General features: G+C 69.0%; 12 protein-coding genes. 4 read left to right on the forward strand and 8 right to left on the reverse strand.

Features of this window, described 5'->3' with window-relative positions; all coding sequences use genetic code 11:
• Positions 1 to 27 precede the first annotated feature (27 nt).
• Together G5C60_RS42175 and G5C60_RS42180 are read left to right on the forward strand one after the other, a co-directional pair.
• Complete coding sequence (locus G5C60_RS42175) at positions 28 to 2,265, forward strand: MMPL family transporter (protein ID WP_165267994.1); 2,238 nt, start codon at positions 28 to 30, stop codon at positions 2,263 to 2,265.
• Positions 2,266 to 2,368: 103 nt separating this feature from the next.
• Complete coding sequence (locus tag G5C60_RS42180) at positions 2,369 to 2,791, forward strand: hypothetical protein (RefSeq protein WP_165267996.1); 423 nt, start codon at positions 2,369 to 2,371, stop codon at positions 2,789 to 2,791.
• On the opposite strand, the gene G5C60_RS42185 is transcribed toward G5C60_RS42180, so the two are convergent.
• On the reverse strand, positions 2,788 to 4,623 hold the full coding sequence (locus tag G5C60_RS42185; RefSeq protein ID WP_165267998.1) for a hypothetical protein: 1,836 nt from the start codon (positions 4,621 to 4,623) through the stop codon (positions 2,788 to 2,790). The genes G5C60_RS42180 and G5C60_RS42185 overlap by 4 nt on opposite strands.
• 1,405 nt (positions 4,624 to 6,028) lie before the next feature.
• On the opposite strand from G5C60_RS42185, the gene G5C60_RS42190 reads away from it, so the two are divergent.
• Entirely contained in the window at positions 6,029 to 6,178 is a 150-nt protein-coding gene (locus tag G5C60_RS42190) for a hypothetical protein (RefSeq protein ID WP_165268000.1), read from the forward strand.
• A gap of 58 nt (positions 6,179 to 6,236) precedes the next feature.
• On the opposite strand, the gene G5C60_RS42195 is transcribed toward G5C60_RS42190, so the two are convergent.
• From G5C60_RS42195 to G5C60_RS42220, 6 genes are all read right to left on the reverse strand, one after another.
• Positions 6,237 to 6,482 (reverse strand): DUF7848 domain-containing protein, encoded by a 246-nt coding sequence (locus tag G5C60_RS42195; protein WP_165268002.1) that lies wholly within the window; start codon positions 6,480 to 6,482, stop codon positions 6,237 to 6,239.
• Between the two features lie 232 nt (positions 6,483 to 6,714).
• Positions 6,715 to 7,533, reverse strand: a complete 819-nt coding sequence (locus G5C60_RS42200) for a helix-turn-helix domain-containing protein (protein WP_277611466.1) — start codon at positions 7,531 to 7,533, stop codon at positions 6,715 to 6,717.
• Positions 7,534 to 7,544: 11 nt separating this feature from the next.
• Entirely contained in the window at positions 7,545 to 8,009 is a 465-nt protein-coding gene (locus G5C60_RS42205; protein ID WP_206440663.1) for a DUF6879 family protein, read from the reverse strand.
• A 46-nt stretch (positions 8,010 to 8,055) separates the two neighbouring features.
• Positions 8,056 to 8,250, reverse strand: a complete 195-nt coding sequence (locus G5C60_RS42210; protein ID WP_165268008.1) for a hypothetical protein — start codon at positions 8,248 to 8,250, stop codon at positions 8,056 to 8,058.
• A gap of 332 nt (positions 8,251 to 8,582) precedes the next feature.
• Entirely contained in the window at positions 8,583 to 11,627 is a 3,045-nt protein-coding gene (locus G5C60_RS42215; RefSeq protein ID WP_165268010.1) for a 3-keto-alpha-glucoside-1,2-lyase-like domain-containing protein, read from the reverse strand.
• A gap of 346 nt (positions 11,628 to 11,973) precedes the next feature.
• Positions 11,974 to 13,164, reverse strand: coding sequence for a DUF5685 family protein (locus tag G5C60_RS42220; RefSeq protein ID WP_165268012.1), 1,191 nt, complete (start codon positions 13,162 to 13,164; stop codon positions 11,974 to 11,976).
• A 290-nt stretch (positions 13,165 to 13,454) separates the two neighbouring features.
• Here G5C60_RS42220 and G5C60_RS42225 point away from each other — a divergent pair, with 290 nt between their 5' ends.
• Positions 13,455 to 14,513 carry a vWA domain-containing protein gene (locus tag G5C60_RS42225; protein ID WP_165268014.1) on the forward strand — a complete coding sequence of 353 codons (1,059 nt, stop codon included), beginning with the start codon at positions 13,455 to 13,457 and terminating at the stop codon, positions 14,511 to 14,513.
• Positions 14,514 to 14,590: 77 nt separating this feature from the next.
• Here G5C60_RS42225 and G5C60_RS42230 read toward each other — a convergent pair.
• On the reverse strand, positions 14,591 to 15,917 hold a 1,327-nt coding region (locus G5C60_RS42230), incomplete at its 5' end, for a HEAT repeat domain-containing protein (RefSeq protein WP_165268016.1).

Raw genomic sequence — 15,917 nt, forward strand, 5'->3', positions numbered from 1 at the left:
GATCCCACCCGACCCAGGGAGTTCGTCATGGCCGTTCTGCTCCACCGGCTGGGCCTCAGCGCCTACCGGCACCGCAAGCTGGTCCTGGGCATATGGCTCTTCGTCCTGGCCGCGCTCATCACATGCGTCAGCGTCTTCAGCGGCAAGCTCGACGACCGCTTCTCGGTGCCCGGCACCGAGTCCCAGCGTGCGCTGGACAGCCTCAGCAAGACCCTTCCGGAAGCCTCGGGCGCGGGCGCCCAGATCGTCTTCACCGCCCCCGAGGGCCACCGGCTCACCGAAGCGCCCTACGCCGCGGCCATCACCCGGACCGTGACGGCGGCCGAGAAGGCTCCCCAGGTCAGCGAGGTCGCCGACCCTCGCGCCACCGGCGCCGTCTCGGCCGACGGAACCACGGCGATCGTCCAGGTCCAGTACCCGGTGCAGAACACGGAGGTCCGTACCTCATCCGTGGACGCGATCGAGGACGCGGCCGAGGCAGCGGAGAAGGACGGGCTGAAGACCTCGGTCGGCGGTTCCGTCTACAGCAGCAAGGGAGTTCACGTCGGTCCGTCGGAGATCATCGGCGTGGCCGTGGCCCTGCTCGTCCTTGTCGTGACGTTCGGTTCGCTGCTCGCCGCCGGCATGGCGCTGCTGCCCGCGCTGATCGGTGTGGCGGTCGGTCTGGCCGGGCTGCTGGCCCTGGCCCCCGCGGTGAGCATCTCCTCCACGGCCGTCACGCTCGCCCTGATGCTGGGCCTGGCCGTAGGCATCGACTACGTCCTGTTCATCCTCTCCCGCCACCGCCAGCAACTGGCCCGCGGAGCCGACCCGAAGGAATCCATCGCGCTGGCCACCGGCACGGCCGGAAGCGCCGTGGTCTTCGCCGGCACCACCGTGATCATCGCGCTCGCCGCCCTGAGCGTCATCGGCATCCCGTTCCTGACCACGATGGGGCTCGGGGCCGCCGGAGCCGTACTGATCGCCGTACTGGCCGCGATCACCCTCGTTCCCGCCGTCGCCGGATTCGCCGGCTCCCGGCTCACCCCCAAGCCCGGCAGCCGCGCCGCGAAGCGGGCCGCCGACACCGAGGGGGACACCGGACGCACCACCATGGGCGCCCGCTGGACCAAGTTGGTCATCGCCAAGCCACTGCTGACAGTGCTGGCCGTCGCGGGCATCCTCGTGACTCTCGCCCTGCCCGCCACGGACCTGCGTCTGGCCCTGCCCGACAACGGCTCCGCCCCGCACGCCGCCACCGAACGCAAGGCCTACGACACGATCAGCGACAAGTTCGGCGACGGCTTCAACGGCCCGCTCCTCGTGCTGACCGAGACCAAGAAGGGCGAGACCAGGAACGGCGAGAGCAAGGACCGTACGAGTGCGGCGAGTTCACAGGCCGGCGCCCAAGTGGCCCAGAAGCTGCGGACCCTCGGAAACGTCCAGGCCGTCCTGCCACCCCAGCCCACCAGCGACCCGGCACAGAGCGTCATCACCGTCCTCCCCAAGTCCGGCCCGGACAGCGTCCGCACCGACCAACTCGTCCGCGACATCCGCAAGACGGGCGCCGACATCCGTGAGAAGACCGGCGCCACCATCGCGGTCACCGGCACCACCGCGGTCAACATCGACGTCTCCAACCGGCTCAGCGACTCCCTCCTCCCCTTCGTCGCCATCGTCGTCGGCCTCAGCCTGATTCTGCTGATGATCGTCTTCCGCTCGCTGGTCATCCCCGTCAAGGCCGCCGTCGGCTTCCTGCTCTCGGTGGGCGCCTCGCTCGGCCTGGTCGTCGCCGTCTTCCAGTGGGGCTGGCTGGCCGACGCGCTCGGGGTGCCCAGCACCGGCCCGGTCGTCAGCTTCCTGCCGATCATCCTGATCGGCGTGCTGTTCGGCCTTGCCATGGACTACGAGGTATTCCTCGTGTCCGGGATGCGCGAGGAATGGGCCCACACCGGCCGGGCGCGCCAGTCGGTCGTCGACGGTGCGCGGCACAGCGTACGGGTCGTCACCGCGGCCGCTCTGATCATGTTCACCGTGTTCGCCGGGTTCTTCCCGCTGGACGACGCCCTGATCAAACCCATCGCGTTCGCCCTCGCCGTCGGCGTGGCCATCGACGCCTTCGCCGTCCGCATGACACTCGTACCAGCGGTACTCGCCCTCGCCGGCCGGGGCGCCTGGTGGCTGCCGGCCTGGCTGGACCGGATCCTGCCCGACCTCGACATCGAAGGCACCAGCCTCCAGAAGGCCACACCGGCGAAGGCCAAGGAACCCCAGCCCGTCTCCTGAGTACATCCGGGTACGTACGGGTCCGCCCGGTGGGCTCGCGAGCCGCTGAATCACCAGGTCACGTATCTACGATGTCCGCGTCCGCCGATGACTGGAGGCGACCATGGCGGTGAACTCGTACGCCCCCGACCGTCGCGCCCAAGTGTGGGCGGCCCGGACGGCACTGGCCGCGGCGGCCTTCGCCGTACTGCTCCCCCTCGGTTACGGCGGCGTGGGCGGCGTCCTGCTGCTCGTGGCCGTACTCGCGGGTGCGGCCCTCACCGCGGCCGCCCTCTGGTGGGCGCTGACCCGCCGCGGCCCCGTCCGCTGGGCGGCGGCGCTGCTCGCGGTGGCAGCCCCCACCGCCGTCATCCTCCTGCTCGCGACCACCCTCCTGTGGGCCCTGCCGCTGTCGCTGGTGTCGTGGGCGGTGGCAGTCGGGGCAGGTCGCTCCGCCCTGCGCAGCGCCCGGAAGCAGGCCACCGGCATGAAGGAGCGCAGGGCGGCACCGCCCCGGATGCCGTACATCCTCATGAACCGTTCCTAGGTTGATTGGCCGGTGTTGGCCGTTTCGGGCATTCCGAACAGCGTGAGCTGGTCGTGGATGCTGGGCCCCCGAACGGTGGTGGGGCCGTGGGGCGGGTGCTTTCCGGGTGGGCGCGCTCGCGTCTGACGCACCACGGGGGTGCTGCGCGAGGTCCGTGCCGGAGCTGTCCGCTCCGTACGGCCTGTGCTGTGGTGACTCAGCGCTGCGGGGGCGGTTGTCCCGGTGCGATCCTCCGGTCGCACGGCCGCTGCCTCAGCACGCCGGGGGGCGGTGGTGGCAGCGGTTTGGCGGGGTCCGTCTTTCCTGCGCCGGGCCGTACAGCCCAGACCGCGTCTGCCGACGACCACCGCGGCGGCATGGTGCCCCGTGATAGCGGTGGTCGAAGCGGTGGAAGCCTGCTCTGTCAGGGGGTTCAGCCAGTGCTGGGCACCCCACCTGCTCGAATACGCCGGATCTACCGCGATCACGGAGAGTCCGGCGTGGTGGGCCATCCCCGACAGGCGGTCACGGAACCTGCCCGTCGGGATCCCCGCCACCAGACGCCGGAAGGCTCTGCCGCGCCGGCCCCGGCCCAGCTTCTCCCTTCCGGTGGCGCGGGCGTCGGCGAAGTCCAGGTTCTCGATCACCAGCGCCGCGCACTCATGCCGCTGGGCGAGGTGCAGGAGCCGGGAGATCGCCGCGCGCAGCCGTGCGTCGCGGGTGGGGGCGGGCAGCCCGGACAGCTGAAGGGGGATGGTGTGCTGGGTGCCGACGGGGTTGCCGCGGGGGTCCAGGATCCAGGCGGCGAGGTGGTCGGCGTTGAGGTCCACCGCGAGGACCGGATGCCGCCGCAGCGTTTCCAAGGCCGGGACAGCGGCTGTCTGGCCCTTGGCCGTGGTGGACCAGGAGGCATCCAGGTACCAGCGTCCGCGGGCCGGGTCGTAGGTGATGTCGTAGCGGACCGAGGCGCCCGCGGCGATCCGGTCCGCCCACTGCCCGCCCCGGTGGCTGAAGACGGCCGTCGCGTCCAGCACGTACCGGCCGCGCGGGGCGTTGGCGTACTGGACGCGCAGCGGGTCGGGCAGCACCATCGCGATGGAGCCGTCGGCGGGGTCGATGCTGAGGGTGTAGTTCCCGAACGGCGCGCCCGCCTCCCCGTCCACGGTCAGGAACATCCGCCGCGCCGACCACGTGGCGTCCCACCCCTCCAGCTGGGCCTGCCAGTCGGCTGCGGTCAGCGGCTTTTCGGCGGTGGCGGCGTCGTAGAGGTGGTGGCGGGCGTTGAGCAGCCGATGTCCGCCCCGGGTGACCCGCACCCGGCCGCCCTCCCGCTCCCGCACCGCCCGGCGCAGCTGGCCCTGCAGGATCTGCAGCCGCTGCTGCTTCGCCCGCCGCTCGCTGTCATCGGCATACCCACGCACCCACCTGCGCCCGCGCTGCTCGCGGCTGCCCGGTGCGACGGCGAGGCGGGAGCTGATCGTGGCGATCGCCCGGCGCAGCGAGCCGATGCGGGCATCAAGTGCCCGACGTGCCAGCTGGTACTGGTCCTCGCTGGTGCGGGTGATCGACCCCGCCCAGCGGGAGGAGGACTGGGCTGTCAATGCCTTCTTCCGCTCGGCCCGCCGGTTGTGCGCGGCGGGCACGTTGCCGATCCGCACCCGCGCCGCGAGATCTGCTCCGGCCAGCGCGCCCAGGTGCTTCCCGACGGCCCGCAGTACGACCGCGTCGGCGGGTGAGAGGTGCAGGCGGGTGCGGATGCGGCATCCGGAAGGCGGGGCGACCACGAACGGGGCGGCCAGCGCACGATGGGGGCGCGGCTCCCGCTGCTTCGCTCCCCGCGCCCGCTTGCCCATCGCCGTGCACCCCCGCTCACCTGTGATGATCTCAACGGGCCGAAGCTAACGCCCGCCCCCACACCCCGGGAAGCACATGCCAGCGATTGGCGAACAACTGATCCCCTCTGCACGGGAAGGGCAGAAGATGATCGTCGACTGGATCATTCGCGACCGACCACACCACGTCGCCCTGCCCGAAATGACCAACACTGGCCTACACATCCGGGAACTGTTTCCAACCCGCGCTCCGGCGGCGGCAAGGTGGCGGCGTTCGGCCTGAAGGAGAGGGCAGAGCGACTTGGTGCGCGCGTCGCGCTGCTCGACACGGAGCAGCACCAGGACGACCAGTACTTATCCCGCGTCCTGACTCACCTGCGGCGATGTCGCGAAAGGGCCTCTGACCTGGGCAAAAGGTCATCACTGGTTCCGGTCGTTTTCGGTCATCTCTCGGTGTTCAGTGGCCTGGATGTGTCCTGGGACCGGTGCACGCAATACGAGCCGCTGGAAACCTCGCGAAGTGAACGATTGTTAGCGGCGCTCGGGGTACACATTGCGCGCCCAATGGACGTTGATGCAGGTCGGGAGGCCTGTGGGCGGCACAGTCGACGGCGGGCCCCCTTGGGCTACGTCGCGAGAGACGGCGAAGAATCGCCGACACTCCGAAATTGCCCCAACCACGTCAAAGGCGCAGGCGAAAGCCCCCTGCCCGGAGAACGTCACGCTTCCGACGAAGCCACTTGCAGCCAAGATGGTCGCGCTCCGGACGGACCACTCCTAGTTGGAGACCCCCACACTTCCGTTGCACACACTCACTCCGTGAACACCTCCGCTCGGAGTCACGCTCCGAGGGGGGAACCCCAGCTCGGAGAACGCCCATCACTCACCGACAGACAGGAAGCAGGCACAGCCATGCCCAAACGCGATGACTCCCCGTTTCTCGAACTCCGCATCGGCGGCTTCCACTTGACCCTCCAGCGCCCGCCCGTGAAATTCCTCGCGCTTGTCGCGGCCCGAGCGTGCTCGGGGTTCACCGCATGGTGGACTGGCAACTGGTGAATGCCGGGTGAATGCCCTCCCCCACCGGCTCGCGGGGACACGCCGGGACGGTATCCACCGGTGGGGGGGCGTTCGTCCCCCGCCCCCGCCGTGCTGCACCGCCGCAGGCCACGGTGGGGACGGGTGTCTCATTCCTCGCGGGTCACGCGCGCAGGGCGGTGAGCGGTTGCGTGCGTTGCTGCGCGGCGACTGCAATCTGCATTCGACCTGGTCGGAGCTCTCGTTCATGCTCCGTTCATCTCTTGGACACCTTTACGCAGCTTCCATCGGAGTCAGCCGATGCTCCCCTCCGCCAAGGTGACCGGGTTCGCGGTGACCCACCGCCCGCGATCCCAACACGACGCCCAGACCGGAGAGCAGCACAGCCATGCCCAAACGCGAACGCGACGACGACACCGCCCCGTTCCTCGAACTCCGCATCGGGGGACTCCACTTGACCCTCCAGCGTCCGCCCGTGAAGTTCCTCTCGCTGGTCGCGACCCTCGCGGGCTCAGGGTTCACCGCATGGTTGTGGTGACCCTCCCCCCGTCCGACTGCGGGAGATACGGGAGATCGCCGGACGGAGGGAGGTGTCTCTACTCCTCGCGGGTCACGCGAGCGTGATCAGTGACGACGCGGCGGAACAGGTCGTGACCGGAGCGGCCGGTGTGGCGCAGCGCCCAGTCCTGGGCCGTCTCCTGCTCCTCCTGGGCGCCGGAGTCCTCGCCGCAGCCGGCCGCCGTGCAGAACACCTCGAAGGTGACGCCGCTCTCGGGCTCGTGCCGGATGGTGTGCTGGACGTAGCGGAATACGGTGCGGGTCGCCCCTCCCCTTTCGGGCACGTGAGGTGGCGGTACACGCCCACGGGAGACCCGGACGTACGGTCGAGGACGCCCCTCCGGACCTGCTCAAGCTTCTTGATCGATTCCAAACAGGCCGGGCACGTCTCGCCCGCAGGTGCGTACGTTGTGTATTCTCACTGCTTCGCATCTGTCTCCGCCGCTGCCATGGGTGCCTCCCCGCGTTCCGCATCCTCTTCGTGGAAGCAATCCTGTGGCCGTTCTTCAACTCGGCCTAGCCGCTTTCTCGTTGCTGCAACAGCTCGTTCCGGATGCTCTCCAGGAGGGTCCTCAGACGGTCGCCGTGCAACGCGTTGTCGGCGAATCCGTCGAACTTGGCGACGTACAGGGCGACATCGCGCGGGTCCGTGACGACGACTTCCGCGTGCACGGTCTCCACGGTGACCGCACGGTCGTCCCGGATCACGAACGCGTGGTTGGGGATGTCGTGCTGCCGACCGGCCAGAGGCACGACCCGTACGTCGATGTTGGGCAGGCGCGACAGGGAGATGAGCCGGTCCAGTTGCCCGGCCATGACGAGCGGCGGCACGATCAGCCACCGCAGCACCGGCTCCGTGACTACGAACCTGAACATTTTGCCCGCGTCGTACAGAACCTCCTGCCGTTCCAGCCTCGCGCTCACGGTCTCCCGGACGATGGCCTCGCTCAGGTCCTCGTGCCGGGACAGGATCGCCCGCATGTATTCCGGCGTCTGTAGCAGACCCGGCACGAGGGCGGGCTGGAAGAGCCGCAGGAGGGTCATCCGGGCCTCTATGGCCTTGAGCTGCCTCTGCGCCTTGTGGAGCCCGGCACGCTGGATGAGACGCCAGGCTGTGGCCTCGGTGGCGACGGCACGGGCCGCGTCCATGTACTCGGCCTTGACGTCGTCCGAGACGCCGATGGCGGTCAGGATGCGCTCGACGTCGTCCGCGCTCGGAGCGAGCTTGCCGGTCTCGATCTTGCTGAGCTTGCTGGCGGACATGACGGCACTGCGGGCCACCGCCTTGGCCTCCCTGCCGGACGCCTGACGCAGTACCCGCAGTGCTGCACCCAACTCGGAACGGTTCACTCGGCGTGCTTGGCCCACCAGTCTGCGAACGGCACGGCGTGCGCGAGGGCCGTGTCCCGGTGGGTGACGTACTCGGGGGCCCGTTCGTCAGGCAGTACGTCGGCCCCGAGGAACTTGCCATCCTGGCTGTAGTGCATGGGTGCGGCCGTGGTCGAGTCGAAGAGCCAGAAGTCGCCCAGATCCGGGGGCAGGGGGTTGGGCCGGTCGGTCACGTCCAGGATGAAGAACTCCTCGCCCGCCGTAGCGTTGGTGACGTACCCCCACCCCAGCTCGAAGTGCAGATACGGGGTTAGGGGCCTCGTCACCACGTGCACGCGGTACATGCGACGTCCGGCCTCGGTGTGCGTACGCACCTCTTCCAGCCAGTCGGCGTTGTAGTCGGCGGGCTTGTCCTGGCCGTCCAGGAAGGCCCGGTACGCGTCCGTGCTGCCCGAGCGGCTGTAGTCGTCCAGGGTCTCCATCCGGAACGCCTCGCGCTGGAAGGTGTCGAAGAGATCGCCAAGGGTCCTAGCCGCCGAGCTGGTCACCGAACGCCTTCCGGATCAGGTCCATCGGGATCTCGACCAGGGTCTCGTGCGCGGGGATGTCCAAGCCGTGGCCCGTCGGCGTCTCGCCCTGCACCAGGACCGTGCCCCGGTCCGTCTTGTAGATGGTCGGGCAGTCCCTCTTGTCGCACGTCGTCGCCAGCATCGTCACCTTCACGAGCGTTCCCCTTCCCGTTGGCCGTTGATTGTCTCGTCTGATCGTTCCGATGCGGGTGCAGCCTGGGCAAGGGGGGAGAGTTTCCAGAACGGGAAAGCGGGCTTGAGAGTTGGACATGGCTCGTCCCGCGAGGCTGCTCAGACTCTTCGCCATGGATGCAGGGTTGGCCGCAGTGCTGGGTGCGTTGGCGGGCGCAGCCGCAACGACAAGTGCGGGAGCGGTGGCTCGAACCCCCACGGCCGACTCCTCCACCGTCTCGGTGGAGGAGTCGGCCGTGGGACGGTTGTCGAGCCCGCGTGAAGGGGCCGTCACCGGTAGCGGGACCCCGTTCGTCAATTCGGTTCGGGTGTCGGGCCGTCGGCCGGTTCGATCCAGAGGTTCCTGAAGCGGACCTTGTTCCCGTGGTCCTGGAGCCGGATCGCGCCCGCCGCGGCCGATTCGGCGTCGCCACCGCCGGTCGGGCCGTCCACCGCGACGTTGTCGTGGACCTTTCTGCCGTTCCACACCACGGTGATCCTGGCGTCTTCGGTCTTCTGGCCTGCGGCGTCGAAACGGGCCGCGCGGAAGACGATGTCGTACGTCTGCCATGTTTCGGGTGCGGTGGCGGCGTTCAGGTCGGCGGCCTTCTTCTCGTAGATGGCCGCGGCCTCGTTCGGGGCGAGTTTCTCCACTCCGAAGGAGTCCAGGATCTGGATCTCGTACCGGTCCTGGAGATAGATGCCGCTGTTGCCGCGGTCCTGCCCGGTGACGTCGTCCGGCAGCTTCGGCACCCGGAATTCGGCGTGCAGTCTGAAGTCGCCGAAGGACTGCTTGGTGCGGAGGTCGCCGCAGCACACCTCGACGGAGTCCTCGGCGGTGTGCGGCCATTCGGCGCTTCGGCCGTCGGTGTGCTGCCAGGCGGTGGCGAGGCTGCCGCCGGAGAACAGGTCGATACGGCTGCCGGGTCTGCGTACGTCGATCATGTCGAGGTTGACATTGCCGGTGTCCTCCGCCCGGTAGGCGTACGTGATGGTGTTGCGGCCCTCGCGGAGGGCGAGCCGTTCGGTGCGGGTGGACCAGCGGTTCCAGGCGCCGGTGGAGGGGAGGCTGGTCTGCCGCGCCTGTTCGCCGTTGACGCTGACACCGAGCGTTTTCGTGCCGGTGAAGGGGTGCGGGCCGTTGGCGTAGCGCAGGCCCACGTCGTAGCTGCCCCTCGCGGGTGTGTCGACCTCGAAGGTGACGGTGGCGCCCTGGGTGGTGAAGCCGTCGACGAAGCCGCCGCCGGTGTAGCCGGCATGCTCGGTGTCGATGTCCGCACCGCCGGACAGGCGCGCCGATTCGGCGTCGTACGAGGTGACGGGCTGCTCGGGACCGGGGCGTGCGTTCAGGGTGTACCAGGCCTCGGTGGACCAGAGTTGCTCACCATCGGCCGAAGCGAACGGGCGCGGCGAGCGCACATGTACCACCCGGTCGGTCTTCAGGCCGGGGATGGTGAGCCGGACCTTGCGACGGTCGTCGGATATCCGGGCCGCCGCGACGGGGAGGACCTCCTCGTCGACCTTGGGGCCCCCGTACGCCGGGGTGGGGACGTAGCGCCACTGCTCCACCGAGTACGCACCGCTCGTCAAAGTGGCGGCGGTCTCCTCCGACAGCGGCTCGGTGTAGGTGAGTTCGAAGCCGTCACGGGTGGCGCGCATGGTCTTGATGTCGAAGACGCTCTTGCCGTTCGGCGTGAGTTTCTGCAGGCCGAAGCGGAGTTTGCCTTCCTGGCCCCAGTTTCCGTCGGCGCCAAGGCCGCCCGCGTAGATCGCGCCGTCCGGTCCGGTGCTGATGCGGGTGATGCCGGCCTCCAGGCCCTGTGTGTGCCGGAACACCGCGCCCTGGTACTCGCCGTCCACCTTCTCCAGGTCGGCGCGCTGGATTCCGCCATAGGTGACGTCTCCGAAGAGCATCTGCCCGGCGAAGGGCCCCTTCTTCAGCAGCATGGGTGTGCTGGGTGAGTTGGCGATCTCGTTCTGCGGCAGCCAGAGCACCGGCTTGGTGACCGTGCGGTCGTCGAACGGGCCGTCGGGGTTGGTGTGGTGGTTGAAGAACCGGCCGGGCTTGACGTGCAGCAGCTTGGAAGCGGGCAGCCAGCCGCCCTGGTTGTCGGTGACGAAGAGCTCGCCCTCCGGTCCCCGTCCGATCCCGTTCGGAGTGCGGAGGCCGCCGGCCAGGTAACTGACCTTTCCGGTCTTCCTGTTCACCTTGATGGTGGTGCCGCGGTCGGGGGCGGGCTGCGGATCGGTCGTCGCGCCGCCGTAGTTGATGGCGACGGACAGGTTCAGATAGAAGTGCCCGTCCTCGTAGAGCAGTCCGAAGGCGAACTCGTGGAAGTTCCCTCCGTACGGCCACTCGGCGACCTTCCGGATCTCGCCGGCGGTGTTGTCGCCCTTGGTGTCGGACAGCTCGGTCAGCTGGTGCTTCTCCGAGACGTACAGCTTTCCGTCGACGTACTTGATCCCCATCGGCTCCTTCAGGCCGTCGGCGATCTTCTGGTACGTGACCTTCTCCGGACCGGTGTCACCCGTGACGTTGTCGAGGACGTACACCTCGCCCTCCGTCTTGTCACTGCCGCCCCACGTGGTCACGGCGAGCCGGCCGCCCGGCATCCAGTCCATCGCGGAGACCTGCGGCTCGAAGCCCTCGGGGCGCAGATCGGTGAGGGTGTAGCCGGGGTTGACCGAGGTCAGCGGGAGGCCGTCGCCGGGGGTGTCATAGGTGCCCTCGCACTCCTTGCGGCCGGGGGCGGTGACGCGGACGACGCCGGCGTCGGTGCTGAGCACGGAGTTCGGGACGAGGGTGAAGTCGTCGGCGCCCGGCGGCTTCCACTGGAGGGTGACCTGCTGTCCGCCACCGCGGTCGAAGTGGTCGATGCGCAGGGCATGGTGACCGGGCGTGAGAGTGATCTCGCCGTCCTTGGGCTCGGCGCCGTGCAGTCCGTCGTGGTCGATGACCTTCTTGTCGCCGATGAAGAGGCGGGAGCCGTCGTCGCTGATCAGGCGGAAGGCGTACGTACCGTCAGCGGGAGCATTGATGTTGCCAATGATCTGCGACACGAAGTTGTCGGTGAAACCGAAGCCCTCGGTGGAGGACCAGTCGACAGTGGGGATCAGTTTGTCGACGTTGGGCGTCTGGGCGGGCTTGAGGTCGCAGAGTTCACTCAGCGGGGACTGGATGTCGAAGACGCGGAGGGTGACGCCGGGTTCCTGGGGCGGCAGGTCCGCCAACGGCTTCTCGTCCGCGCCGGCGACGGGGGCCGTGAGGCCGCCGGCGAAGAGGACTGTGAGAAGTAACCCGGCGGTTCTTCGTGCTCTACGGCGGTGGCGACGGGGTCTCCGAGACTTGTGTGGCGTCACTCTTCCTCCTGCTGGGCGCTGTGAGGCGACGCCGGGGTGGCCGGCGTCCGCGGAGTGGAGTTCTTGCACGTACGGGTGGTAGCGGTGTTCCGCAGTGCTGCACGCGGGTCTTCTGCTCTTCTGCTCGAAAGCGACGCCCAGCGTACGAAGGACATACGGAACCGTCCATGCTTTGTCCTCAAAAAGGAGAAACTGATGGGGAGTTGAGGCGGCAACTCCAGGTCGCCGACCTGGGCGTGGTGGAAGAGTTTGGCCTCGCTGGACTCGGCGGCCCGGTCCCAGTCGCGGTAGAAGTGCTGCGCGGCCGGGTCCAGGAACCGTCATGCGCAGCAGGTTGCCGGAGAGCTCAGCAACTGCAGCCGCAGTCGCACCCGTCGCAGCCGCAGCCGTCGTCGCCGCAACAGTTTCCGCAGCACTCACAGCAGTTGCAGCAGTCACCGCATCCGCTGCAGTCGGCGTTGGTGCACAGTCCTTCCCGGCGTTCCCGGCTCCATGGGTCGTCGAACCCTCCGCAGCACATCTGGCAGGTACAGGCGAGCCCCATCCACACCGCGCACCCGGCGAGCAGCCCGCGCCGGTCGCGGCGGGGCGGCTCCGGGGGCAGCGGGGCCCACGGGCCGCCGGGCGGGGTGTACGGTCCGCCCGGCATCGCTCCCGTCGGCGCGGGTCCGTGCGCGCAGGCGGCGGTGCCGAAGGCCCGGTCCACGGAGGTGCGCAGCTCGTGCACGAGCAGCCGGTGCGCGAGCTTCGGGTCCGTGAAGTCGGCCTCCCGCAGCGCGAGCCGTATCCCGTGCACGGCGTCGTCGGCGAGCCGCCGGGCCTCGGTGAGCGGCGTCCCGGTCGCGGTGAGCGGGTTCCAGGCACCCGACGCGGCGTCAGCGTCCTTGTCCTCCACGGCGTCCAGGAGATGCGCGAGCCGCCCGAAGAGGCGCCCGGCCTCGGCGAGCGGTTCCGCGTTGCCCGGCCGTCCGGCGAGGACCGCGGTGTGGGCGAAGGCGGCGGCGGTCGCGGTCTCGGTCGGTTCGGTGACCGAGAGGAGGGGCGTGCCGAGCCCGGCGAGCGCCTCGATGCCGACCTGCCGGTCCACGGCGTCGACGAGCAGGGCGGTGTCGAAGCCGACGTCCGAGCCGGTCCGCTCCCCGGCCCGGCCCCAGCTCGCGGCGACCCGGCGGGCGGCGAGCGCCACCGGTTTGCGGGCCAGCAGCCCGTCCTTGTCGGCGACATGGTCGCGCACCTTGGCGGAGGCGAGCACCAGCGAGACGGCGGCCGCGAGCCGCGCCCCCTCGCCGTGCGCCACGGACGCGCTGCGCATTCCGCGCAGCGGACACGGTCCCGCCGTGCGCCGCCCGCCGCCGCCCTTCTCGGCCTGAGCCTCCGTCAGAACGGATATCAGCAAGCCGTCGTAGTTCGTGACGACCCTCGCGAACTGTCCATGGTCCTTGCGCAGCGCGAGGCACAGCCCGCACAAATGCGCCATCCACTGGGTTCTGAGACTCTCTGAGAGCCGGTGACGGCAGGGCCTGACGATTCCGAACACGACGATCCCCCGTGATGCGTACGGCGTTGAACTGCGGTGAGATGCGGCATCGTACCGATCGCCGCGTTCACCCGTACGCACCCCCATCACCCAAGCGCCGTTACGCCACAGCCCCGGGGCCAGCCGATAACCAGCCACCCCTGGGACAGGGGGGGAGGTGCCGCACGACGGTCCCGCTACCGGTGAGCCGCCTTGCATACAGGCAGATGATTGAGCGTCAAACGCTGTTGTCAGTGCCTCCCCATAGGGTGAAAACAACACTCGCGGAGCCTCGGAGGGGGAGCACAGACGTGTCCGCAAACAGGATCCAGCACAAGGTGAATCACGTCGCGCTGGTAGTGGACTGTTCGGGTTCGATGCGTCCGCACCAGAGTCAACTCATTCGAGTTGTGGACGAGTTCGTGGCGGGGTTGAAGGCCGAGTCGGACAGCCTCGGCCATGAGACACGGATCAGCCTCTACTCCTTCGACCACAGGGTGGAGAACCTGGTCTGGGACATGGACGTGAAGCATCTGCCGTCCATGCGAGGGCTGTACCAGGTCGAGAATGGCGCTACGGCCCTCATCGAGGCTTCTCTGAAGTCCCTGGATGACCTGGGCCATATCTGGGAGGAATACGGCGAGCACAGCTTCCTCCAGATCGTCGTGACGGACGGCGAGGAGAACGCCTCCGGGGGAGACAGGCGGCACGACGGCGACATGACCATCCTCGGCCCCTGGCTCGACAAGATCGCGGCGAAGATGGGCGGGCTTCCGGGCCACTGGACGTCCGCGATCCTCGTTCCGAACTCGCTGGCCAAGCGCACCGCCCAGAACTACGGCTTTCCGGCCGGGAACATCGCCATCTGGGATGCGGATTCCCAGAAGGGCGTCGAGGAGGCGATCGGCACCGTGCGCGCTGCCGCCACCAGCTTCCTCCGCGGGCGTGAGCAGGGGGTGCGCGGCACGAAGAACCTGTTCGCCGTCGGTCAGGACATATCGGTTGACGAGGTGCGGGCGAACCTCGAACCGATTCCGGCTGACCAGTACCGGCTCCTGAAGGTCGACAAGGAGGTCGAGATTCGCCCCTTCGTCAACTCGCATCCGGGCGTCACGTACGAACGCGGCTCGTGTTACTACCAGCTGGGCGCCCGGGCTCAGGTTCAGCAGAACAAGGAAGTCATCGTGGTCGAGAAGGACACCGACCGCGCCTATACGGGCGACGCGGCGCGCAGCCTTCTGTTCGGTACGGACGTCCAGGGGACCGTCTCCGTGAAGGCGGGGAACAACCCCAAGTTGGAGGTGTACGTACAGAGTCGTTCGGTGAACAGGAAGCTCAAGCCGAAGACGCGTCTGCTCATCATGCTCTGAAATCAATGAGGACTGCGGGTTGCCGTCGGTGTTGGCCTCGTTGTCGGGCGGCAAGGACTTCTCGGCGACTTCTCCCTCTACCTCAACTTGTCGAGGATCCGGCCCGCCCTCAGCCGGATGTTGAAGGAGGTGATGGAGGTGCAGGGGGCGTGTACGAGCGCCTCGATCTCGCCGAGCAAGCCCGCCTTGTCGGGTGCGTCGGGCAACTCGCCGTACTCGTCCACATACCGGTTGATCCCCGACAGGGCCTCGTACCGGACGGATTCCGACGGATCGTGGAGATGGGCGAGGAAGAGGCGCACGTCGCTGTCCTCATCCTTGTCCAGGAGGGAGACGACGGCCGCTCTGACCTCGTCGGACGGGTGGTCGATCAGCCTCCGTACGGCGGGAAGGGCCTCGGGGTAGCTGCTGAGCGCGTTCCGGGTGTCATGGAGGATCGCCTCGTCGGTCGTCAGGAGGCCGAGCAGCGCCTCGACCACCACGCGCCGCCGTCCCCGTCGCCACCTGTGCCGCCCCAGTTCCATCAGACCCCGCACCGCTCCACCCCGTATCCGCTCGTCGGGATCGTGGAGGAGCGGCAGCAGCAACTCGGTGGTCCGCGGGTCCGCGCGCTCGCCCAGCGCCTTGGCGGCGGCCCCCCGGACATCGGGATGACCGCGACCGGGCACCGGCTCGGGACCGGGCCCGGAGACGACCACCAGCCTGATCCACTCCCAGGCCGTCGACGTATCGATGCGGGACAGTACCCATACGGCGGTGGGTCCCGACCAAGGATGGTCCAGCCAGCGCACGGCGAGGGGCAGGGCCCGCTCCTCGCGCCACACTCCGAGGGTATGGAGGGTCTGCCTGGCGGCCTCCGCGTCGGTCTCGGCCGCCAGTGCGGACAGGATCGCGTCGACCGTGCGGGACCGCCGATAGCCGGACAGTTTGGACGCGGCCATGCCCCGGACCCCGGGGCACTCGTCGCGCAGACCCTCGATGAGTGAGTCGCGCAGCTGGTCCAGGTACTGCGAGGGCAGCATGTCCAGTGCCCGCGCGCGAGACAGACCCTGGCCCTGCCGGGCGGTGTGCAGGACCTGTTCCAGGACGGACTTCTGCCGCAACAACGGGTAGAGGGCGGTACGCGCGTGCCCCCACACATAGGTGCCGGTGTCGCCCAACAGCCGTATGAGGACGGTCGGGTCGGGGGTCCCCTCCCGACGGGTCAGCCCGAGCAGCCCGTTGAGCCGCAGATGCCAGTCGGAGTCGTCGTCCATCAGCCGCCGGAACGCCTCGACGACGTCCGGCCCCTCCAACGCCAGCCGCTCGGCCGCGAGCGACGCCCGACGCCGTACACCGCCATCCGGGTCCCCCATCAACCCGACGACGACCGCGCCCGCCCCGTCACCTCCGGCCGGCCCCAGC

It is taken from the genome of Streptomyces scabichelini, from assembly GCF_011045015.1.
GTDB lineage: Bacteria > Actinomycetota > Actinomycetes > Streptomycetales > Streptomycetaceae > Streptomyces > Streptomyces scabichelini.